Source organism: Sphaerisporangium rhizosphaerae, assembly GCF_042665155.1.
Taxonomy (GTDB): domain Bacteria; phylum Actinomycetota; class Actinomycetes; order Streptosporangiales; family Streptosporangiaceae; genus Sphaerisporangium; species Sphaerisporangium rhizosphaerae.
The window spans coordinates 76,395-97,161 of the sequence record NZ_JBHTCG010000026.1; the positions used below are offsets into that span (position 1 = coordinate 76,395).

The following is a 20,767-nucleotide window of genomic DNA, read 5'->3' on the forward strand; positions in this document are numbered from 1 at the left end:
GCGGCCGGGCGAACCGGCGGCCGGCCTCCCCTGGGCACGGCGGCGCGCCGACCGGATACTACGCGCAGGCGAGCGACATCGGGGCCGTTGGGCGCAGGGGCGCGGAGGGACCGGTGAGGGCCGTCGGCGATGGCGATACGGGGCAGATACCAGGCAGGAGAGCAAGGCCGCCGCCCGGCGCGCACGACGGCCCGCCGTGGCCGGCCGCCGGAGGCCGAGGCGAACGGCCGAAGGAGGCAATGGTGCTCGGCAAGAAGCTCACCGAGGCACGCTGGACGCACATCGCCCTGCCCAGCGGCGACCTCGACAAGGCCATCGAGTTCTACACGACCATGACCCCGCTCGTGGTGGCCGCCAGGCACGAGGACAAGGACGGGCGCAACGCCTGGCTGTCCAACGACAAGCAGGTGGAGACGCCGTTCGTGCTGGTCCTGGTGGAGTTCGCCAAGGACAGGGGCCGCCGGCAGCCGCAACTGGCGCCGTTCGCGCATCTCGGCATGGAGGTGCCCACCCGCGAGGACGTCGACGAGATCGCCCGCCGGGCGCGCGAGCTCGGCTGCCTGCACTGGGAGCCGATGCGACTGCCGCCTCCCGTGGGCTACGTCTGCGCCCTGACCGATCCCGACGGCAACGTTGTGGAGATCTCGCACGATCAGAAGGTGTTCGAGGAAGTACGCACACTCTGGGCCGGCTGACGGCGGGCTTCGCCGTCCGCCGGTGGCGGTCCGCCGCGCGGCTTTGCGCCGAACGGCGGACGAGCGCGGAGTGAAGCGCTTCACTAGAGCTGGATTCCAGCACGGTCCACGATCGTCCGACGCGGCCCGGCCCGCGGGGCCGGTCCCGCGCACGAGAAGGAGTGCCATGCGCATCGCCCGTATCGCGCCGTGCGTGCGCGGCCCGCCCCGGCGTCGCCCGTTCCGGCAGGTCTGACACCGCACCCGAGGGGCGTGCCACGCCCATCTCAGTCGGCAAGATCCGGAAATCCACCATAAGAGGTGATCGATACTGTGGTTCCGCCTACCACCGCGATCGCGGACGTATTGCAACTGCGGGGCCAGACGGGCTGGCTGAGCCCGCCGCTGCGCCCCGTCCACCGGGCGCCGGGGCTGCTCGGCCGGCCCCGTACCGTGCGGCTCGCCCCGGGACCGGGCGAGCACGGCCTGGAACCGCTGCGCGCGGTCATGGACGAGTGCCTGGACGGCCGGGTGATCGTCGTGGCCGGCGCCCAGGCCGCGGCCGGCGCCGTGTGGGACGAGATCATGACCCGGGCCGCGCTGGCCCGGGGAGCGCGCGGCCTGCTCGTGGAGGGCGGGGTGCGCGACGTCAACGCCTATCGCGACCTCGGCCTGCCCGTGTGGGCGCTGTACGAGGCGACGGCCGGCCCGGGCCCGGACGTGCACGTCGCCGCCCTCGGCGGTCCCGTGGAGATCGGAGGCGTGACGGTGGACGAGAGCGCCACCATCGTCATGGACGGCTCGGGCGTGGTCGCCCTGCCCTCGACCGACGTCTTCGCCGACTCCTACATGTACGCCGACGCCGAGGAGAACGTGGTCACGGCGCTGCGCGAGGGCGCCACCCTCGCCGAGGCCAACCGGTACAAGGAGGACATGGTCACCAAGCTGCTCCGCGCGACCTGATCCGCCCCGCCACCGGTCTCGGGGGCCGGCTTCACGGCGTCGCGCCGCGGGGACCCGGCCGCTTCCAAGGCGCCGCCGGCCCCGCGGCGCGTACCTGCCTTCCACCGGGCGGGTCCGCGCCGCGGCGCCGGCGGGAGCGGTCAGTCCTTGAAGGCGTCCTTGACGTCCTTCGCGGCGTCCTTCACTCGCTCCCCGGCCTGCTTCAGGTTGCCCTTGGCCTCGTCGGCCTCGCCTTCGGCCCTGAGCTCCTCGTCGTCGGTCGCGTCGCCGACGCCCTGCTTGATCTTGCCCTTGAGCTGCTCCGCCTTGTTCGAGATCTTGTCGTCAGCGCCCATGATCCGGCCCCCTTCACTGTGGGTCTGTCCCGCTAGTGCACCTGTCCGGTGCGAGGGCCGGTAAACGCCGCCGCCCGCTAACCAGTGCGTCAAGTCCCGGCGGGGCGCCGACAAAGCCGGTCAATGAGCCTTGACCAGAAACCTCGCCATGGCCGGGAAACCCGGACATACTCGATCACGCGCGGGCAACAGCGGTAGTGCGGTTCCGGCGATGTAGCGCGGTTCCGACGATGAGGAAGCAGGACGATGGCCTCTCCCCGGCGCTCGATCGTGGTCGTGACCACGGCGGTGACCGTCGCGGCGCTCGCCGTGCTGTTCGCGGCACTGGTGTCCGGCGGCGGCTGGCCCCCGCAGCAGATCCCCGGCCTTCCCTCGCCAGGCCCGCTGACCACCGCGGGCCTGCCGGTCGTCCGGGTGCTGCTCGACGTGTGCGCGGTCGCGACGGTCGGCACGCTGTTCGCGGCCACGGCGCTGACCGGCGACCCGGGCGAAAGGCGCGCCGTCACCCGCGCCGCCGGGCCCTGGGCGCTCGGCTGGGCCCTCACCGCGGCGCTCACCCAGATCCTCACCATGTCCGATCTGCTCGGACTGCCGATCGGGCAGGCGCTGGAGTCGGGCTTCCTGACCACCTACAGCATGGAGGTGCCGCAGGGGCAGGCGTTCCTGCTGGTGATGCTGCTGGCCGTGGTCGTGGCGGTGGGGAGCACGCTGCGCCTCGGCTCGCGCGCCGGCGTCCTGCTCCTCGCCGTGGCGCTGTTCGCCGTCCTGCCGCCGGCCTACGTCGGGCACTCCGCGTCGGCCGCCGACCACAACATCGCCGTCTCCAGCCTCATGGCGCACATCGGCGGGGTGACGCTGTGGGTCGGCGGCCTGTTCGCCCTGGTCGCGCACCTGCGCCGTTCGCGGGCCACCGGGGCCGCACGCGTCGTCGCGGTGCGGCGGTTCAGCGCGGTCGCGCTGTGCTGCTTCGTCGTCGTCGGCTTCTCCGGGCTGGTCAACGCCTGGATCCGGCTCGGCGGCGCGGCCCAGTTCTGGGAGACCCGGTACGGCCTGCTGGTCCTGGCCAAGATCGCGGCACTGGGGGTGCTCGGCTGGTTCGGCTGGACCCACCGCCGCGGCACCATCGCCGCCCTGGAGGCGGAGCCCGGCGGTGAGCGGTCCGTCGCTGCGCGGTCCGTCGCTGAGCAGGCCGACGGCGAACAGCCCGACGCTGAGCAACTCGACGCTGAGCAGACCGACGGCGAAAAGGCCGATGGTGAGCGGTCCGACGGGGAGCGGTCCGACGGGGAGCAGGCGCCGGCCGGGGGGAGGTTCCTGCGGCTGGCGACCGCGGAGGTCGGGGTGATGGCCTGCACGATCGCGCTCGCGGTCGGCCTGTCGCGCACCCCGCCGCCGCGCGCCGACGCCCCGCACGGCCAGCACGAACTGCTCGGCTACTCGCTGCCGCCGTTCTCCCCGTGGCGGCTGCTCAGCGAGACCCGTCCCGACCCGCTGCTGATCCTCGCCGTGGCCGGCGTGGCCGCGGCCTACCTCGTCGGCGTGTGGCGGCTGAACCGCCGCGGAGAGGGGTGGCCGGCCGGCCGCACGGCGGCGGCGCTGGCGGGCGTGCTGGTCCTGCTGTACGGCGTCGCGGGCGGGGTGTCCGCCTACGGTCCCGCGCTGTTCTCCGTGCACGCCCTGCAGTACGCGCTCGTCGGCACCGTCGGCCCGGCCCTGCTCGCCCTCGGGGCGCCTCTGGTGCCGTTCAGGGAGGCCGCGCCGCTGCTGGGCCGCGGGGTGAACGGCCCCGTGGCGACGGCGCTGACCCACCCGGCCGCCGCCACGGCCGTGTACGCGGCGCCCTACTTCGTGCTGTACGTCACCGGCCTGTTCGACCAGGCGCAGTCGAGCCTCGCCGTCCGCCTGACCGCCATGGCCGTCATGGCGCTGAGCGGGACGTGGTTCTTCTCGGTGGCCCTCGGACTCGACCCGCTGCCCCGGGCGATCGGCGCGGCGGCCCGCGTCCGCATGCTCGCGGGCGCGCTGGTCGTCCAGGTCTGGACGGCGCTGCTGTTCCTCGCGGGCCCCCCGCAGGGGCCGGACTGGTACGCCGCCCTCGCCATTTCCTGGGCGCCCGACCGCGCCGCCGACCAGAGCGCGGGCGCCCTCCTCGGCGCCGGGCCCGCCGCGGTCACGATCGCGCTGCTGATCGTCCTCATGACCGCCTGGCGGCGACGGGCCGGCCGGCGCCTCGCGTCCCAGGACGCCCCGCCCCAGACCCACGCGACCCGGCCATGACCCACGCGACCCGGCCATGACCCACGCGACCCGGCCGTGACCTGCGGGGCCGGCCGTGAACTGCGCGATCCGGCCGTGACCCGCCGTGACCTGTGGGATCGGGCCGTGACCTGCGGGACGCAGCGGTGCTCAGCGGAACTGGCGGTGACCTGCGGGACCTGGCGGAGATCCGCGCGACCTGGCGGTGACCCGGGCGCTGCGCCGGGATCCGCGGCGCCTTTAGAGTGTGGCCATGACGCGGTCGCCTTCCCCCGACCCCGCGGACGGGGCCCCCGGCACGCTCGCGCGACGGCTCGGCACCGGCGACGCCGTCGTCATCGGCCTCGGCTCCATGATCGGCGCGGGGGTGTTCGCGGCCTTCGGCCCCGCCGCCGCGGCGGCCGGGTCCGGGCTGCTCCCGGCGCTCGCGCTCGCGGCGCTGGTGGCCTACTGCAACGCCACCTCCTCGGCCCGGCTCGCCGCCCGCCACCCCGCCTCGGGTGGCACGTACGTGTACGGCCGCGAGCGTCTGGGCGAGTTCTGGGGGTACCTCGCCGGCTGGGGCTTCGTGGTCGGCAAGACCGCGAGCTGCGCGGCGATGGCGCTGACCGTGGGCGCCTACGCCTGGCCCGGGCACGAGCACCTGGTGGCGGTGGCGGCCGTGGCGGCGATCACGGCGGTCGACTACGCCGGCGTGCACAAGGCGGCGTGGGTGACCCGGCTGATCGTGGCGGTCGTCCTGGTGGTGCTGGCCGTCGCCGTGGCCGCCTGTCTCACCGGCGGCCGGCCCGCGCCGGTCGCCTCCGCCGGGGCGACGGCCGGCGGGGTGCTCCAGGCGGCCGGGCTGCTGTTCTTCGCCTTCGCCGGCTACGCCCGCATCGCGACCCTCGGCGAGGAGGTGCGCGACCCGGCGCGCACCATCCCGCGGGCCATCCCCGTGGCCCTCGGCGTGACCCTGGTCGTCTACGCCGCCGTGGCCTTCGCCCTGCTCGCGACGCTCGGCCCCGGGGGTCTGGCGCGCTCGGCCGCGCCCGTCGCGGACGCCGTCCGCGCCGCGGGGGCCGGCGGGCTGGTCGCGCTGGTCACGGTGGGGGCGGCCACGGCGGCGCTCGGGTCGCTGCTGGCGCTGGTCCTCGGCGTCTCGCGCACCGTGCTCGCGATGGCCAGGGACGGGCACCTGCCCCGCCCGCTGGACGCCGTGCACCCGCGCTTCCGCGTGCCGCACCGCGCCGCGCTGGCCGTGGGCGCGGTGGTGGCCGTCGTCGCCGGGACGGCCGACGTCCGCGGCGCGATCGGCTTCTCCTCGTTCGGCGTGCTGGTGTACTACGCGATCGCGAACGCCTCGGCGCTCACGCTGTCAGCGGACGAGGGCCGCCCGCCGAGGGCGGTGCCGGTGATCGGGCTGGCGGGCTGCCTGCTGCTCGCCTTCAGCCTGCCTCTGCCGTCGGTGCTGGCCGGGGCCGGGGTGCTGGCCGCCGGGGCGGCCGCCTGGGCGGCGCGAAGGGCGTGGCGACGCTCCTCCTGAGCCCTGGCGGGACCGCGTCCGTGGACGACGGCGTGTCTTTGACGACGGCGTGTCCGTGGACGACGGCGTGGCCGGCCGGGGGAGGCCCGGCCGGCGTCCGGGAACTAGAACAGCCAGTCCAGCAGGCCGGTCTTCTTGGTCTCGGTGGGGCTCGGCACGGGCGCCTGCGTGGTGGGCGGAGCCTGCGTGGGAGCGGAGGTCGTCGGCGAGGCCGTCGGCTTGTCGTCCTGGACCTGCGGGTCGTCCTCCGGCTCCTGCTCACGCTCGGTCGGCTTCGGCGCGGGCGGGGCCGAGGTGTGCCGGGTGCGGGTCGGCGTCGGCCGGGGCGTCGGCTCCGGCGGCGTCCGCGGGCGGGCGGCCGTCGTGGGCGCGGTCGACGGCGAGGCGCTGGGCGTCAGCGTCGGCTCCGCGGTCTCGTCGGGACCCGCGGCGCCGGTGGCCTCGTCGGTGGGCGTGGCGGCGGCCGTGCTGTCGGTGGCGGGCGCCTTCTGGCCGGCGGGGGTGCAGTCGGCGGGGGCCGCGCACGCCGCCTCGGACTTGGAGCCGACCGAGGAGGAGACGATCCAGCCCCCGGCGACGGCGAGCACCACGATCGCGACCATGGCGAGGATGAGGCCCTTGTTCTTGCTGCCCTTCTCCTCCTCGAGGTCGGCGTCGCCCGTCCAGCCGGAGCCGAGGAACCCGCGGCGCTCCTCGGTCGCGGGGCCCTGCTCGCCGTCGGGGTCCCAGTCCTCCCCGTCCGGGCGGGCGTAGCCTTCGGGCCGCTCGTAGCCTTCCGGCCGCTCGTGGTCCTCGATCGCGGGGTAGCCCTCGGTGTACTCGCCGGGCTTCTCGTGGCCCTCGGCGCGGTCGTGGCCCTCGGGAGCCTCGCTCCGCTCGTAGTCGGGGCGCTCGGGCCGCGCGGGATCGTCGTTGTGCGGGCGGACGGGCTCCTGCCCGGGCGTCCATCCGTCGGACAGCACGTCGCCGCCGGGACGCTCCGCCTCCGCGGCCCACTCGATGCTGAAGGGACCGGTCTGCTTCAGAGGATCCTCATCATGGGATCTCGGGTTGCCGTCGCGGTCCATATCGAACCTCTCTGCTCTAGAACCTGGCCGCGCACCTGCATAGCAGCTCCGACAGCGGCCTGTCCGGAAACTTCACACTTTTTCCAACTTTCGCAATCTTCCCATGGGTCACCCAGACCACAGGCCGGAATCGGGAACAAGGCCGCGATCTCCGTCCGCCCGTAACCCCGTCGCCCACGGCACGGCGGACGGCCTCCCGCCGCGTTCCGGCACCCGGATACCGATCTGCCGGTGGTCGTCGTATTTTGGGTATATGGCGTCACTAAGCGGGTGAAAGCGCAGGTGGCGGGCAGGTGGCGGCAGGGCCGAACGTCCCATCGCACAGGCGCCGTAAGACCCTGCCAGGTCGCTCGGTCATGGCCGAGTCTGGAAAGCAGATTCCCTGACAGGGAGGTGCCCCATGCGATCCTTGGCCAGGTGGACGGTGAGGTGTGCCCGCCGATATCGGTTCGATCACAACCCATTACGCCGCCGATCCGACCGCATCGAGGCCATCGCCGTGCTCGTCACACTGCTGGCGCTGCTGATCAGCGTGTGGCCGGCCGCCATCGCCGCCCATCTGGTCTACCAGCGCGGCGTGGCCGCCGAACGCCTGGAGCCGGTCCAGCGCAAGCAGGTCACCGCCGTCCTGATGGAGGACGCCGCCAGCACCAGCACGGTCTCCTCCCAGGGCGCCGTGCTCGGCATCAAGGCCAAGGTCCGCTGGTACACCCCGGACGGCCGTCCGCACACCGAGACCCTGGCCGTTCCCGCCCAGGCGAAGTCCGGCTCCACTCTGGAGATGTGGGTCGACACCTCGGGTCGTCCGGTCGCCGCTCCCCGGACGCACGCGCAGACCGTCGCCGACACGGTCGTCGCCGGTCTCGGCGTGCTGTTCGCGGCCTGCGGAGTCCTGTTCACCAACCTCGCGCTGTTCCGGTGGCTGCTCGACCGCCGTCGCTACGCCGAATGGGACCAGGCATGGGCGGGCGCCCACCAGCGGTGGCGGCGGCCACGGCAGCCGTGAGAGCGGTGACGCCGTGAACCGGTCCGTGGTCGTCGGCGTCGACGGTTCGCCCCCCTCGCTGGCGGCCGTGCGCTGGGCCGCCGAGGACGCCGTACGGCGCCGGCGGGGCCTGCGCGTCGTCCACGTCGTCGACCCGTGGGTCTTCGACCAGCCGCTGGCCACCCCTCCGGGATTCCGTGACTCTTTGTCGGAGCTGTCGGGCGATGTACTCGCCGATGCCGCGCGGGAGGCCGCCGAGCGGGCGCCCGCGCTCGCGGTGGAGACGGCCACGCTCACCGGCACCGTCCGCGAGCAACTGCTGATCGCCGCCAAGGACGCCGAGGCGCTGGTCGTCGGCAGCCGGGGCCTGGGCGGATTCCTCGGCCTGGTCCTCGGCTCGGTGTCGATGGGCGTCGCCGGGCGCGCCGGCTGCCCGGTGGTGGTCGTCAGGCACACCGAGGCCGCCGCGTACGGCGAGATCGTCGTGGGCCACGACGCCTCGCCGGAGTCGGAGGCGGCACTGGAGTACGCCTTCGAGGAGGCCGCCCGGCGGCGGGCGGCGCTCCGCGCCGTCTACGCCTGGCAGGTGGACTCCATGCTGCCGATGTTCGGGGCCTACGGCGCCGACCTGGAGAGGGTCTACGAGTTCGGCGCGCGCGCCGCGCAGGAGCAGCTGTCGCCCTGGCGGGAGAAGTTCCCGCACGTGCGGGTGCGCGACTCGGTCGTCCAGGCCCACCCGATCGAGGCGCTGTGCAGGGCGTCGACCGAGGCCGACCTGCTCGTCGTCGGGTCGCGAGGAAGGGGCGGCCTCGGCTCGGCCGTGCTCGGCTCGGTCAGCCACGGCGTGCTCCACCACGCCTACAGCCCGGTCGCGGTCGTGTGCTCACGGACCGTTCGGCCGGCGGAGGAGGGCCGGGACCGATGAGCGGCGGCCTCCGGCGAGGAAAGGGGAGGCGAGGCGGATGAAGCAGAGCCTCCGGCTCGGTCGCGTGGCCGGCATCCCGGTGGGCGCCCACTGGTCCACGCTGGCGATCATCGCGCTGATCGGCTGGGCCCTGGCCGGCTCGGTCCTGCCCGAGGCCGTCCCCGGACTGCCCCCGGTGCAGTACTGGACGGTCGCCGTGGTCACCTCCGTGGTGTTCCTCGGCACTCTGCTTGCCCATGAGCTGGCGCACGCCCTGGTAGCCCGCCGCCGGGGCATCCCCGTGCGGTCGATCACCCTGTGGCTGCTCGGCGGCGTCACCGAGTTCGCCGGGGAGGAGGCGAAGACCCCGAAGGACGAGCTGCAGGTGTCGGCGTCGGGGCCGCTCGCCAGCCTGGCGCTGTCGGGACTGTTCTTCCTGGCGTCGCTGCCGTTGCAGGGCCCGGCCGTGCTCGTCCCGGCCGTGCGGTGGCTCGCGCTGATGAACGCCGTGCTGGCGGTGTTCAACATGCTGCCCGGGGCTCCGCTGGACGGCGGCCGGGTGCTGCACGCCATCCTGTGGCGCCGGCACGGCGACCGCCTGCGGGCCGACTGCTCGGCAGCCCGTGCGGGGCAGGCGCTCGGCATGGCGCTGATCGCGATCGGCGGGGCGGAGCTGCTCCTGCTGGCCTGGACCGGCGGCCTGTGGACGATGCTGATCGGGTGGTTCCTCGCGGGGGCCGCGCGCAGCGAGAACATCGCCCGCGCGGCCCACCGGGGGCTCGCCGGGTGGCGGGTGCGCGATGTCATGACCCCCTCGCCCGACCTCGCCCCCGCCTGGGGTGATCTCGACGACTTCGTGGGCAACGTGGCGCTGCGCTCGCGGCAGACGGTGTTCCCGGTGGTCGACTTCGCGGGGAGCCCGGCGGGCACCCTGTCGCTGGAGAGGCTGACGGCCATCCCTGCGCGGCAGCGCCACGACAGCCGGGTGGCGAGCGTGTGCAGGCCGCTGTCCCCCGACCGCGTGCTCGGCCCGGACGACGACGCCGGCCGCATCCTCGGGCTGTCGTCCCTCGGCGGGGAACTGGTGGCCGTGGTCGCCGACGCGGGTCACGTCGTCGGCATGGTGACCTCCGCCGACCTCGCCCGCGCCCTCCAGCAGGCCATTCTGCGCACCACCACGGCCGCCCCGCCCCCCGGTCACCCCGGGCCGCCGCTCCACCCCCACCCCGACGCGCCCGGCGACGAGCCGCCCGACCGGCGCCTGCCCGGCTGACCGGAGTGCCGCCCACCGTCAGCGCACTCGTCTCAGCCGTCGCGGCAGCGGAGCAGCAGCATCGCGGCGTCGTCGTGGAGCGGCGCGTCGACGTGGGCGACCAGGTCGAGCCGCAGGGCCTCCAGCGCGGCCTCAGGGTCGTCGTCCTTGAGCAGGAACGCCCGTTCGGTGAGCGGGTAGAAGCGGCCCGCGCGGTCGCGGGCCTCGATCACCCCGTCGGTGTAGAGCAGGATCTGGTCGCCCGGCGCGAAGTCGACCTGGTGGGGGTTCGGGCCGTCGACCTCCAGCACCGCCAGCCCCAGTGGCGGGGCGGTGTCGTCCGGCTCCGCCAGCGTGATCTCGCCGTTGGCGCGCAGGATGAGCGGCGGCGGATGGCCGTAGTTGAGCAGGGTGAGCCGCCCGCAGGGGTCGGCGTCCACCAGGATGGCGGTGACGAACTCCTCGCCCGACAGGCGCCGGTTGAGCGCCTTCTCCAGCCGGCCGCTGACGCCGCGCAGGTCGGCCTCGTCGTGGGCCGCCTCGCGGAAGGCGCCGAGCACCAGCGCCGCCGTCTCGACGGCCTCCAAGCCCTTGCCCTGAACGTCGCCGACGATGGCGCGCACCCCGCCGGGGCCGGTGACCACCTCGTAGAGGTCGCCGCCGATGCGCGCCTCGGCGTTCGCCGAGGTGTAGGAGACGGCCGCGCGGAGGTGGCCCGCCAGCCGGGGGACCGGCCTGAGCAGCACGCGCTGCGCGACCTCGGCCACGGAGCGGACGGTCGCCAGCTCGCGCTCGCGGCGCTGCCGCCCTACCGTGGCCAGGATGCTCGCCGCGGTGACCCCGGCGATGGAGATCAGGCTCATGTTGCTCTGGCGGTCGCCGAGGACCCCCGCGTACAGCGCGAGGAGCAGCGAGAGGATCAGCGCCACGACGCCGATCAGGACCGTGCGCCGCACGCCGCCCACCAGGCTGGCGAACGCGGAGCCGACGGCCAGCAGGGAGAGGTAGTTGAGGTCGGGCCCGGAGAGGACGTCGACCGCGGCGACGATGCCCAGGGAGGCGAAAGGCAGCGCGCCCATGAGCCGCTGCGTTCTGCGACTGACCGCGCTCATAGGCGGCGTCCCGCTGCCGTGACGGTTCGTTCTCGCTGCCGACCGTTCGTCACAGGATGCCTCCGTGGAATAGGTCCTTCTCGGTGGTGTGCCGACCAGGCTTCCCGGTGCTCCGCGGTAACTGTAACAAGGCGGCGAAAGGGCGAACAGCGTTCTGGCCTTACGCGATGGCCACAGCCGTGAACGGTGCGGCGACGGAGACGACGGGCCGGGGCAGCCGGCGAATCGGAAGTGAGCCGGCGTTCGCGGGGAACCCGGGTCACGAAAGAATCTTGAGTTACGGTGAAATGGGATAATCTCCACCATTTACCGCTTATGCCAGAAAGCACCTCGACAACCTCACAACTACAACGAACTGGACGCCCTCCGGCGTCGGAAAGCCGGATCGAGCCTGCCCGAGCGCAATTCTAGCCGGGAGGTCTCTGAAGGGCTCATGAATCGAACTTTACTCGGGGATCAGCCGGCCGGGACCGATTCGATACAGGCCCTCGACTTTCCACGACCGGTCCGCCTGGAAGCCCTCCGATAATGCTTTGAGACGATAAATCATGCTCAGGCGGGCAGCTTGCTATCAGTCGTTGGTGGAAGTTCGTCGATGCGCGGGCAGGCGGGCGGTGAAGCACGCGCCGCCGCCCCCGCTCTCGGTGACGGCCACGGCGCCGCCGTGCAGGGCGACGATCTCCCGGACGATCGCCAGGCCGAGGCCCGACCCGCCCGCGTCCCTCGTGCGGGCCTCGTCGAGCCTGGTGAAACGGTCGAAGACGGCGTCGCGGTCCTCCACGGGAATGCCGGGCCCGTCGTCGCGCACCTCCAGCACGGCACCGTCCCCGTCCGCCCTCTCGGCGGCCACGCGGACCTGCACCGACGACGTCGCGTGCCGCACGGCGTTGTCCACCAGATTGACGATCATCCGCGCGAGGTGCGGGCGGGAGCCGCGCACCACCACGTCCGGCTGGACGTCCAGCTCGACGCGAATGCCCGCCCGCGGGCGCGGACGCAGCGACTCCTCCGCCGCCACCTGCCCGAGATCCACCTCGTCGGCCCTCGGCGGCGCCCCGGCGTCCAGCGCCGCCAGCAGCAGCAGGTCGGCGGCCAGCGACTGCAGCCGCCGCACGTCGCACAGCGCCTCGACGGCCGTCTCGCCGGCGGGGGCCAGCTCCAGACGGGTGCGCAGCGTCGCGATCGGGCTGCGCAGCTCGTGGGCCGCGTCGGCGACGAAGCGCCTGTGCTGCTCGACGGCCCTCTCCAGGCGGTCGAGGGTGGCGTTCACGGTGCGGGCGAGCGCCGCGACCTCGTCCCGCGCCGCCGGCACGGGTACGCGCCGGTGCAGGTCGCGCGCGGTGATGTCGGCCAGCCGGGCCCGTATGGCGGACACCGGCACCAGCGCCCGGCCCACGAAGAACCAGGTCATCGCGGCCACCAGAAGCAACAGGACCGGGATGCCGAAGACCAGCAGCCGGTTCAGCACGGCCAGCGCCTCACGCGCCGGGCCCAGCGAACTGCGTGCCATGACGGTCACCGGTCCCGCGCCGGTCTCCACGACGGTGCTGGCCGTCGTGTACGCCCCGGCGCCCCAGCCGGGGCCCGGGGCCTCGGCCGGGAGCCCGATATGGACGTCCGGGTCGGGCACCGTCCGCAGGGAGGCCTCGCTCGGCGCGCCGGACACGCCCTCCTTGGTGATCGTCAGCGCGGCGCCCTTCGCCGAGCCGGGAACACCGGGTGTCTTCGCGGGGCCGGGGGAACCGGCCGTCTTCGCAGGGCTGGGGGAGCCGGCCGTTTTCGCGGGGCCGGATGTACCGGCCGTCTTCGCGGGGCCGGATGTACCGGCCGTCTTCGCGGCGCCGGATGTACCGGCCGTTTCCGCCGGACCGGGCGATGCGGCTCTCTTCGCGTCGGACTCGGGGACCGCCGGCATGGGGGCGACGGCCAGGCGGCTCGCCGCCACCCCGGCCCGTTGCGCGGCCTCCGCGTTCGCGCTGCGCTCCAGGTCGGCGCGCAGGATCGTGGTCAGCGCGACGGCCGCCGCCGCGAGGGCGGCCGCGACGATGAGGGTCGCGGCCACGGTCGCGCGCAGCCGGACCGACCACCGCATCAGCGTCGCCCGTCGAGGCGGTAGCCGGCGCCCCGCACGGTGACCAGGGAAGAACGGCCGAACGGGGTGTCGACCTTGCGGCGCAGCGCGCTGATGTAGACCTCCACGATGCTCGGATCGCCCTCGTAGGCGAAGTCCCACGCCTGCCGCAGCAGCTCGGCCTTGGAGACCACCTCGCCGGGCCGCCGGGCGAGGCCGTGCAGCACCGCGAACTCCTTGGGAGTGAGGGCGATGTCCACCCCGGCGCGGCTGCACCGCATCCCGGCAGGATCGACCACCAGGTCGCCGACCGTCAGCGCGACCGGCCGCTCCCGGCCGCCCCGCCGCACCAGGGCACGCAGCCGGGCCAGCAGCACGACGTAGGAGAACGGCTTGGACAGGAAGTCGTCGGCCCCGTTGTCCAGCGCCTCGGCCTCGTCGTACTCGCCGTCCTTGGCCGTCAGCATCATGATCGGCGTCCAGTCGCCCCCGTCGCGCAGGCGCCGGCAGACCGCGTACCCGTTCAGCCGGGGCAGCATCACGTCGAGCACGATCGCGTCGTAGGCATTTTCGGCCGCCATCCACAGGCCCTCGGGCCCGTCGTGGGCGACGTCGACGGCGAAGCCCTCGTTCGCCAGGCCGTTCTTGACCAGGGCCGCCAGGCGGCGCTCGTCCTCGACCAGTAGCACGCGCATGGGTCAAGGGTGCCGGACGCCACCTGAAAGGCGGCTTAAGATCATTTCGGCCGGCTTCAGGGTGGCTTCAGGTGACCGTCGGCAGGGTCTTTCTCCGTCGGACCCGCGAGGCCGGCCCGCGAGGGGCCGGCCGGTCACTAGGAGAAGCTCATGATCGACAAGCGCCTGCGCGTGGTGCTGTCCGCCGGGGTGCTCGGGGTGGCCCTGGCCGCCACGCTCACCGCCGCCGCGAACGCCGACAACGCCTCCGGCGACGAGCCCGTGGTGCTCCATGCGACCCGCGTCTGCGGGCACACGATGACGCTGGTGCGCAAGGACGGCAAGGTCTACCTCGACGACGGCACGGGACTCAAGGAGCTGAAGCCCGGCGACGCGGCGCCCGCGGCGCCCGCGGTCCCCGCCCTGCCGCCGACCGGCCAGGCGCCCGAGACGGCCACCCCGCCCCACGGCGACGCGCCGGAGAAGGGCGCTCCGCCCGCCGGTGACGCGCCGGAGGGGGCGACCACGGCGCCGGTCGTGCCGGATGGCGGCGGCACGCCCCTGGCCACGCCCGACGCCACCAGGACGCTGACCACGGTTCCCGATGGCGAGAGCGTGCCGTCGGCCGCCCGGGCGCCGGAGCCCGGGGAGAAGGCCGAGATCCTCCGCGCGGAGAAGGACACCAGGGTGAGCGGGACGGCTCCGGACGGGGACGGGAAGGGCGCGGGCACGTTGACCTGCGCCGTGCCGGCCCAGGACCGGGAGGACCGGCAGGACGGCGGGGCCCGGGAGACGCGCCAGACCCATGAGGCCCGACAGGAAGAGCAGGCCGAGTAGGCCGACGACGGGCGAGGCGGCCGGCGGCTCGGCTCGGGGGCGTTCGCGGGCCGGTGACTTCAGCCTGGAGAGCCATGCCCGGTGAAGGCATGTGGTCACCGTGCCGACGGGTCGGGGGCTGGCTCAGGGGTGTTCGCGGGCCGGTGGCTTGAGCTGGAGCTCGTCCAGCAGGCTGCTGGTCGCCGCGGCGACCGCCTCGACGGCGCGCTCGAACGCCTCGGTGTTGCGCGCCGACGGGGCGCGGAACCCTGAGATCTTGCGGACGTACTGCAACGCGGCGGCCTTCACGTCGTCGTCGGTGACGTCACTGGTGTAGGGCTCGCGAAGTGTCTTGATGCTCCGGCACATGAAAGGACGGTACGTCATGGGCGCGGAGGGCGGGGGACCCCGTCCCAGGCGCAGGGGTGACCCCAGCGGGCGGGCGCGCACAGGACGGGCGTCGGCCTGGCCGCGTCGCCTGTGCTCCGTATGCCGGGAAACTCCCGGTAAAGCGGCGGTCGGCGGGCGTTATCCGCCGACGTCGGAGGGGATGGGCACTACATCTCTGACTGACGGAGGCCGCCATGGCGCAGAAGACGACCGCCGCCCCGAAGGACGCCGAGCGCGGACGCGCCGAGACCGGCCCCGAGGATTCCGCGCGCCCCGCCGCGCGGAAGGCGGAGCCCCGGCGAGGCGCCGTCCGGAGTGCCGCGTCGGGGCCGGGCGCCGTCCGGAGTGCCGCGTCGGGGTCAAGTGGCTCCCGGGGTGCGGCGTCGGGGTCGGGTGGTGCCCGGGGGGCCGCGGCGCGGGCGACCGGCGCCCGGGGCGCCGCGTCGGGGTCGGGCGGCGCCAAGGGGGAGGGGCCGCGGGACGAGGCCGCCGCGCCCGCGCGGCGCCATCGGGCCCCCGCTTCGCGGCCGGCGGTGACGCTGCCGCTGATCGGGCGGGTGGTCCTGCCGCCGCCGGACCGGCTGGCCTTCTACGCGGCGCTGGGCCTGCTCTCGGCCTTCAACATCATCGAATGGCCGCTGGCGCTGGTCATCGGATTGGGGCACTTCCTGGCGGAGCAGCGTCTTTCGCGCGTCCTGCGAGGCATAGGACAGGCGGCGGAGGCCGTCTAGAGTGAATGCCGCATTTCCGGTTGATGACCGTCAATGCCGATGAATATCGCTCATCGTCAATAGCGCGCAAATTTCCAACACGCCGATCATCGGCAACGGACCGCAAACCTGGCAACAAGTCTCGACAGGGGGCGGATATCGGCGTTCGGTGAATCGGTTGTGGTCCGTTCGGCTCGGGTACATGGTCCTCGCCCGCCGAAATAGGACAAAGGAGTCATATCAATGACTTTCAACCCTCTGGAACAGCAGGGAATCCCGCTGGACCGGCAACTGCGCAACTGGCGGGAACTCAACGTCCCCCAGCTCGACCCGGACCATTCCGATCCCTACGCCCGCTGCCGGGTCATCACCATGAACGGCATCGAGGTCGAAGCGATCATGTTCAGCCACCACTTCGCCCGGCACTGCCCCGATCTGGACGTGCGGCGGCAGCTCGCCGAGGTGCGCTACATCGAGCAGCAGCAGCAGAAGGCCGTGAACTGGCTGCTGCCCGGCCTGGCCTCGGTGCTGGAGACCACGATCGCCTACGAGCAGGTGGCCGTCGACCTGACCGCCTGGGTCGCCCGGATGGAGCCCGACCCCTACCTCAAGCAGGCGTTCGAGTTCGGCATGCTGGAGGACTTCGACCACCTGTACCGGTACGCCAACCTGTACGAGCTGATCGAGCACCGCAAAGCCGAGAAGATCGTGGACGCGCTGACCGAGGTCATGCCCGGGCGGCCCACGCCCCTGCACCACCGGCACCCGATCGACAACGTCCGCGACCACTACGACAAGGACACCGCGAGCCCGATCTCCAAGCTGCACACCCTGACGATCATGGCCGCCGAGCAGCAGACCATGAACTTCTACATGAACGTCGGGCCGGAGTACATGGAGGAGATCGCCCGCAGGCTCTACCAGGAGATCGGGCTCATCGAAGAAGAGCACGTCACCCACTACGAGTCGCTGCTCGATCCGAACGAGACCTGGTGGGAGATGCTGGTCAACCATGAGTACAACGAGTGCTACATGTACCACTCGTTCATGGAGACCGAGTCCGACGACCGGCTGAAGTCGATCTGGGAGCTGCATCTGGCCATGGAGCTGGAGCACCTGCGCATCGCCTGCGACCTGATGCGCCGCCACCAGGGCCGCGAGCCGGCCGAGATCCTGGCGCCGAGCTTCCCGGAGCCGGTGACCTTCGAGCCGAACAAGATCTACATTCGCGAGATCCTCGCCACGCAGATCGACCTCACCACGCTCGGGACGGGGTACGTGCGCGACGCGCACGAGCGGTTCCAGCGCTTCCAGGACCGGTTGCACGGCGGCGAGCCGGCGCCCAGCGACCAGGTGCTGGAGGAGACCACGGCGAAGTTCGGGCAGGACTACCGGATGGAGACCGAGGGCCCGCATCCCGTGCCCAGCATGCGCCGTCCCGCCCACTGACAGGGGACGGACAGGACCCGACCGGCGCCCGCGCGGCGCGGCACCGCCCGCCCGGCCTTCCAAGGACCGGGCGGGCGGTGGCGTGTGCGGTCGGCGGTCAGGTGTTCTTCTTGCCCATCGCCTGGCGGACCACGTCCCGGACGCGGTCGAACATGGCCGTCGGCGTTCCGACCAGGACGTTCTTGGTGGCCGACTCCACGCCCGGGTGCGGGTGCGTCGGGGCGAGCGCCTCGGCGGCCTTGACGCCGAGCGCCATCGCCCGCCGCTCGGCCGAGTTGGTCTCCCGGACGAGCTGGGCGAACTCGTAGCGCTCCTCGGCCCGGGCGTGCTCCTCGACGGCGATGCGCAGCTTCTGCAGGTGCGAGGGGAACGAGGGGTCGTCGGTCCCCCGCTCCTCCATGAGGGTGAGCAGTTGCTTGGCCTCGTTCTCCTCGCGCAGCCGCTCGTCGACGATGGCGTCGCCGCCGTCGAGCGCGCGCCTGGCGTAGGGGTGGACGACCTCCTCCTCGGCGGTCTCGTGGACGGCCAGCAGGCGCACCAGGTTCTGGAACGCCTCGGCCCGCGTCTCGCCGGTGGCCTGCTCCACCTCGTCGAACATGTCCCTGATCTCCGCGTGCTGGCGGATCAGCAGTCCCACCACGTCGCTCTCGTCCATCAGCTCAGGCATGGTCTTGCTCTTGGCCATTGCGGTTCCCCCCGTGTCGTCGCCGCGGTGGCTCGGTTCTCCGCGGTCGGCAATGAAGACCTTCCCCACCGCCGATGGCGACACGGACATCTACCGACAAGGGCCAGCAAAGAGGTCATATGCGGAGCGGAACTCCCTGGATGCCGGAACTCCCTCGATGCCGGAAGTCCCCGGATGCCGGAACGCCTCGGGTCCACCGGCAGGTGCGGGAGTACGGCCGGGGGCCGTACTCCCGCGAGGGACGCGGCTCAGCTCGCGGCGCAGGTGTATCCGGACGGCACCGAGGTGGTGCCGTCGGGACGGCCGCCCTGGAAGCCGAACGTCGTTCCGGCGCCCGGCCCGAGCGCGCCGTTGTAGGAGGCGTTGCGGGCGGTCACCGTCTGCCCGCTGGTGCTCACGGTCGCGCCCCACGACCCGGTGACGGTGTGGCCGGAGGGCAGGGTGAAGGTCACCGTCCATCCCTTGATGGCGGCGGTGCCGGTGTTGGTGACCGTGATCGGCTGGATGACGTAGCCGTTGCCCCACTGGCCCTGCGTGGTCGCCGTGACGCTGCATCCGCCGGTGCCGCCGCTTCCCGCCGTGGTGGTGAAGGTCACCAGGGCGGAGTCGCCGGAGAGGTTCCCCGCGCCGTCACGGGCCCGCACGTAGACCTGGTACCGCGTGCTCGCGCTCAGCCCGGTGAGGGTGATGGAGTTGGTGGTCGTCTGGCCGAGCCGCGGATCGGTGCTGCCCTGCTCGCGGTAGACGTCGTAGCCGGCCAGGCCGGAGCCGCCGGAGTCGGTCGAGGCGGTCCAGGTGAGCGTGGCGCCCGAGGAGGTCACGGCGGAGGCCGCCGGGGCGCCCGGCGTGCTCGGCGGCGTCGTGTCGGAGGGGTCGCCGCCGCCGAAGATCGACGCCTGCCTGGCCGTCTGCTTGATGCCGTTGGCGCCGTTGAAGATGCGCTGACCCCAGGACGTCAGTGCACTGGGGTTGAAGTTCGTGACCATGTCGAGGTACTCGACGCCGCCGCTGTTGCCGCTCCACGACCAGCCGAGGTAGCCGATGCCGCGCGACTGGGCCTGCGCCATGATCGTGTCCTCGTCGGGGTCGCCGTCGGAGTGCATGTTGCCGAACTCGCCGACGACCAGCGGCAGCCCGGCCGTCCGGAAGGCGTCGAAGTAGGCGTTGATCTCCGCGGCGGTGTCGAAGACCCCGTACATGTGGATGGAGAACACGGTGTTGCGCTGGGAGTCGGCGGCGGCCACGGTGGCGGCGGTGTCCCGCATGACGAACTGCCAGTCCTGGCCCCAGTTGGGCGCGTCCACCATGATCAGGTGCTGGAAGCCGCTGCCGCGCAGGCGGCTGATCGCATTCGAGGTCGCCTGGGTCCAGCCGCTGACGTTGTTGTTGCCGTACGGCTCGTTGCCGATGTTGAGGATGACGTAGTCCTCCTGGCCGACCAGGGCGCTCTTGACGCTGATCCAGTAGTCGACCGCCGCGTCGAGCGTGACGGCGCCGCTCTGCTCGCCGTAACCGGTGGTGTCGTGGTTCTCCAGGATGCAGATCAACCGGTTCGCCTTGCACTGCGCGATGACGTTCGCCACGTCGCTCGCGCCGTTGGCCGTCCAGCGCCCGCCGCTCAGCACGACGCGCACCGCGTTCGCGCCGAGGGACTTGATGCCCGCGAGCGAGGAGGTGGTCTGGCTCGCGTACCAGGTGTGCGCGTGGCTGACGCCCCGCAGGACGAAGGTGCCGCCGTTCGCCTCGACGATGTTCCTGCCGCTCACGTGCAGTCCGGCCGCGGCGCCCGCGGGCGGTGCGGCGGCGAGCATCGAGACCAGGAGCGCGAGCAGGGCGGCCGTCGCCGTCGCCGCCGTTCGGAGTCGCTTTCTCATCGATCGCCTTTCATGGGAGGCCATTAACCGGTTAAGTCGCACGGCGGACGCCGCTGAGTCCGACGGTCGGGGAGCGCTCTCATGGTGGGCGGGTCGCGTTCGGATGTACAGCATGGGGCGTGCGCCGGACGGCGCGGCGCGCCCGCGCCGGCCCCGGCGCGGGCGCGCGACCGTCCCGCGACATCGCAAGACGCCGGCACGGCGCCGCGCCGGGCTCGCGCCCCGGCGGTGGGGGGTGGGAGGCGGAGCTGAAACTTTCAGTTCGTCAGGGGCGCGCGCAGACCGTTCCGCCGGTCGGAGACGAGCGCACGACGGGCCGGTCTCCGGCCGGGGGAAGGAGGAGGGGAAGGGGGTCGGCCGGTCAGAGGAAGATGCTCTGCGGCACGGTCACCCCCAGGCTGGAGATCGGGCACAACCGGTCGAGCGCCGCGGCGATCTCGGGCACCACCTCCAGAGTGGCGCGCACCACCGGGTCGGTCACCTTCAGGTACGCCAAATGCCGGATGCCGTGCGCGACGACGTTCGCCACGGTCATGTCGTCAGGCGTGGGAGTGGCCGGCGCGCCTCCTCTCGCCACGCGCATGTAGGGCAACCGCACGGCGGGCAGGTGCGTCCACGGGTCCGGGCACACCGCGTACGTCAGCACGACCTCGCCGCTCGGCTCGTACCGCCAGCTCGTCGAGTGGACGGTCACGCTCAGCTGCTCGGCGCTCACCCCGGCGGCACGGCGGGCGGCCTGGTCGGGGTTCTCGCCGGGCAGAGGCGTGGTGACCAGCCGGCGGTAGGACCAGCCGCCGGAGGAATCCGCCCGCAATGCGAGGGTCTCGACCATCACCGTCGCCGTGGAAGTGCCGATCTCTTGTGTCAGCATGCGTTTCCAATCCCGTCATCGGCCCACCCGTGGGCGCCCCCCATCAGGGCTATTGCAACGAGTATGCAGGAGCGGTCACCACGCATCGCATCTTTGCTATTGCCGTAAGTGCCGCATATGTGCTGGCTTGGACTCGTGCATGAGGAGGCGAGTG

Annotated in this window: 19 protein-coding genes; 10 read left to right on the forward strand and 9 right to left on the reverse strand. The window is 73.0% G+C overall.

What is annotated here, in order from left to right:
• Positions 1–239: 239 nt before the first annotated feature.
• Positions 240–695: a VOC family protein gene (locus ACFQSB_RS29665; protein WP_380830155.1), complete on the forward strand. Its 456-nt coding sequence runs from the start codon at positions 240–242 to the stop codon at positions 693–695.
• Between the two features lie 312 nt (positions 696–1,007).
• Positions 1,008–1,637: an RraA family protein gene (locus ACFQSB_RS29670; RefSeq protein ID WP_354851529.1), complete on the forward strand. Its 630-nt coding sequence runs from the start codon at positions 1,008–1,010 to the stop codon at positions 1,635–1,637.
• A 140-nt stretch (positions 1,638–1,777) separates the two neighbouring features.
• Here ACFQSB_RS29670 and ACFQSB_RS29675 read toward each other — a convergent pair whose 3' ends face one another.
• Entirely contained in the window at positions 1,778–1,972 is a 195-nt protein-coding gene (locus tag ACFQSB_RS29675) for a CsbD family protein (protein ID WP_354851527.1), read from the reverse strand.
• 246 nt (positions 1,973–2,218) lie between these two features.
• Here ACFQSB_RS29675 and ACFQSB_RS29680 point away from each other — a divergent pair, with 246 nt between their 5' ends.
• Together ACFQSB_RS29680 and ACFQSB_RS29685 are read left to right on the forward strand one after the other, a co-directional pair.
• Entirely contained in the window at positions 2,219–4,249 is a 2,031-nt protein-coding gene (locus tag ACFQSB_RS29680) for a cytochrome c oxidase assembly protein (protein ID WP_380830157.1), read from the forward strand.
• 232 nt (positions 4,250–4,481) lie between these two features.
• Complete coding sequence (locus ACFQSB_RS29685) at positions 4,482–5,753, forward strand: APC family permease (RefSeq protein ID WP_380830158.1); 1,272 nt, start codon at positions 4,482–4,484, stop codon at positions 5,751–5,753.
• A 104-nt stretch (positions 5,754–5,857) separates the two neighbouring features.
• On the opposite strand, the gene ACFQSB_RS29690 is transcribed toward ACFQSB_RS29685, so the two are convergent.
• Positions 5,858–6,820, reverse strand: coding sequence for a hypothetical protein (locus ACFQSB_RS29690; RefSeq protein WP_380830159.1), 963 nt, complete (start codon positions 6,818–6,820; stop codon positions 5,858–5,860).
• A gap of 400 nt (positions 6,821–7,220) precedes the next feature.
• Between ACFQSB_RS29690 and ACFQSB_RS29695 the strand changes: the two genes are divergently transcribed.
• From ACFQSB_RS29695 to ACFQSB_RS29705, 3 genes are read left to right on the forward strand one after another with little or no spacing between them, the layout of a single operon-like run.
• Positions 7,221–7,826 carry an Rv1733c family protein gene (locus ACFQSB_RS29695; protein WP_459117355.1) on the forward strand — a complete coding sequence of 202 codons (606 nt, stop codon included), beginning with the start codon at positions 7,221–7,223 and terminating at the stop codon, positions 7,824–7,826.
• A gap of 13 nt (positions 7,827–7,839) precedes the next feature.
• Positions 7,840–8,730, forward strand: coding sequence for a universal stress protein (locus ACFQSB_RS29700; RefSeq protein WP_380830161.1), 891 nt, complete (start codon positions 7,840–7,842; stop codon positions 8,728–8,730).
• 37 nt (positions 8,731–8,767) lie between these two features.
• Positions 8,768–9,982, forward strand: coding sequence for a site-2 protease family protein (locus ACFQSB_RS29705; RefSeq protein ID WP_380830162.1), 1,215 nt, complete (start codon positions 8,768–8,770; stop codon positions 9,980–9,982).
• Positions 9,983–10,014: 32 nt separating this feature from the next.
• Here the strand turns inward: ACFQSB_RS29705 and ACFQSB_RS29710 are convergent, their stop codons facing one another.
• The 3 genes from ACFQSB_RS29710 to ACFQSB_RS29720 all read right to left on the reverse strand — a co-directional run bounded on the left by ACFQSB_RS29710 (position 10,015) and on the right by ACFQSB_RS29720 (position 13,839).
• Positions 10,015–11,073: a PP2C family protein-serine/threonine phosphatase gene (locus tag ACFQSB_RS29710; protein WP_380830163.1), complete on the reverse strand. Its 1,059-nt coding sequence runs from the start codon at positions 11,071–11,073 to the stop codon at positions 10,015–10,017.
• Positions 11,074–11,644: 571 nt separating this feature from the next.
• Positions 11,645–13,165 (reverse strand): ATP-binding protein, encoded by a 1,521-nt coding sequence (locus tag ACFQSB_RS29715; protein WP_380830164.1) that lies wholly within the window; start codon positions 13,163–13,165, stop codon positions 11,645–11,647.
• Positions 13,165–13,839, reverse strand: a complete 675-nt coding sequence (locus tag ACFQSB_RS29720; RefSeq protein ID WP_354851503.1) for a response regulator transcription factor — start codon at positions 13,837–13,839, stop codon at positions 13,165–13,167. The genes ACFQSB_RS29715 and ACFQSB_RS29720 overlap by 1 nt, the downstream gene beginning before the upstream one ends.
• A 150-nt stretch (positions 13,840–13,989) precedes the next feature.
• On the opposite strand from ACFQSB_RS29720, the gene ACFQSB_RS29725 reads away from it, so the two are divergent.
• Positions 13,990–14,655, forward strand: a complete 666-nt coding sequence (locus ACFQSB_RS29725) for a hypothetical protein (RefSeq protein WP_380830165.1) — start codon at positions 13,990–13,992, stop codon at positions 14,653–14,655.
• Between the two features lie 123 nt (positions 14,656–14,778).
• On the opposite strand, the gene ACFQSB_RS29730 is transcribed toward ACFQSB_RS29725, so the two are convergent.
• The gene (locus ACFQSB_RS29730) at positions 14,779–15,003 is read right to left on the reverse strand and encodes a DUF2277 domain-containing protein (RefSeq protein WP_380830166.1); all 225 of its coding nucleotides are present in this window, start codon (positions 15,001–15,003) and stop codon (positions 14,779–14,781) included.
• 215 nt (positions 15,004–15,218) lie between these two features.
• On the opposite strand from ACFQSB_RS29730, the gene ACFQSB_RS29735 reads away from it, so the two are divergent.
• Both ACFQSB_RS29735 and ACFQSB_RS29740 read left to right on the forward strand, forming a co-directional pair.
• Positions 15,219–15,755 (forward strand): hypothetical protein, encoded by a 537-nt coding sequence (locus ACFQSB_RS29735; protein ID WP_380830167.1) that lies wholly within the window; start codon positions 15,219–15,221, stop codon positions 15,753–15,755.
• Between the two features lie 222 nt (positions 15,756–15,977).
• On the forward strand, positions 15,978–17,183 hold the full coding sequence (locus ACFQSB_RS29740; RefSeq protein WP_380830168.1) for a hypothetical protein: 1,206 nt from the start codon (positions 15,978–15,980) through the stop codon (positions 17,181–17,183).
• A 97-nt stretch (positions 17,184–17,280) separates the two neighbouring features.
• On the opposite strand, the gene ACFQSB_RS29745 is transcribed toward ACFQSB_RS29740, so the two are convergent.
• The 3 genes from ACFQSB_RS29745 to ACFQSB_RS29755 all read right to left on the reverse strand — a co-directional run bounded on the left by ACFQSB_RS29745 (position 17,281) and on the right by ACFQSB_RS29755 (position 20,613).
• Positions 17,281–17,868 carry a hemerythrin domain-containing protein gene (locus ACFQSB_RS29745; protein WP_354851489.1) on the reverse strand — a complete coding sequence of 196 codons (588 nt, stop codon included), beginning with the start codon at positions 17,866–17,868 and terminating at the stop codon, positions 17,281–17,283.
• Between the two features lie 248 nt (positions 17,869–18,116).
• Positions 18,117–19,742 (reverse strand): cellulase family glycosylhydrolase, encoded by a 1,626-nt coding sequence (locus ACFQSB_RS29750; RefSeq protein WP_380830169.1) that lies wholly within the window; start codon positions 19,740–19,742, stop codon positions 18,117–18,119.
• 361 nt (positions 19,743–20,103) lie between these two features.
• The gene (locus tag ACFQSB_RS29755) at positions 20,104–20,613 is read right to left on the reverse strand and encodes a hypothetical protein (RefSeq protein WP_380830170.1); all 510 of its coding nucleotides are present in this window, start codon (positions 20,611–20,613) and stop codon (positions 20,104–20,106) included.
• Between the last annotated feature and the right edge of the window lie 154 nt (positions 20,614–20,767).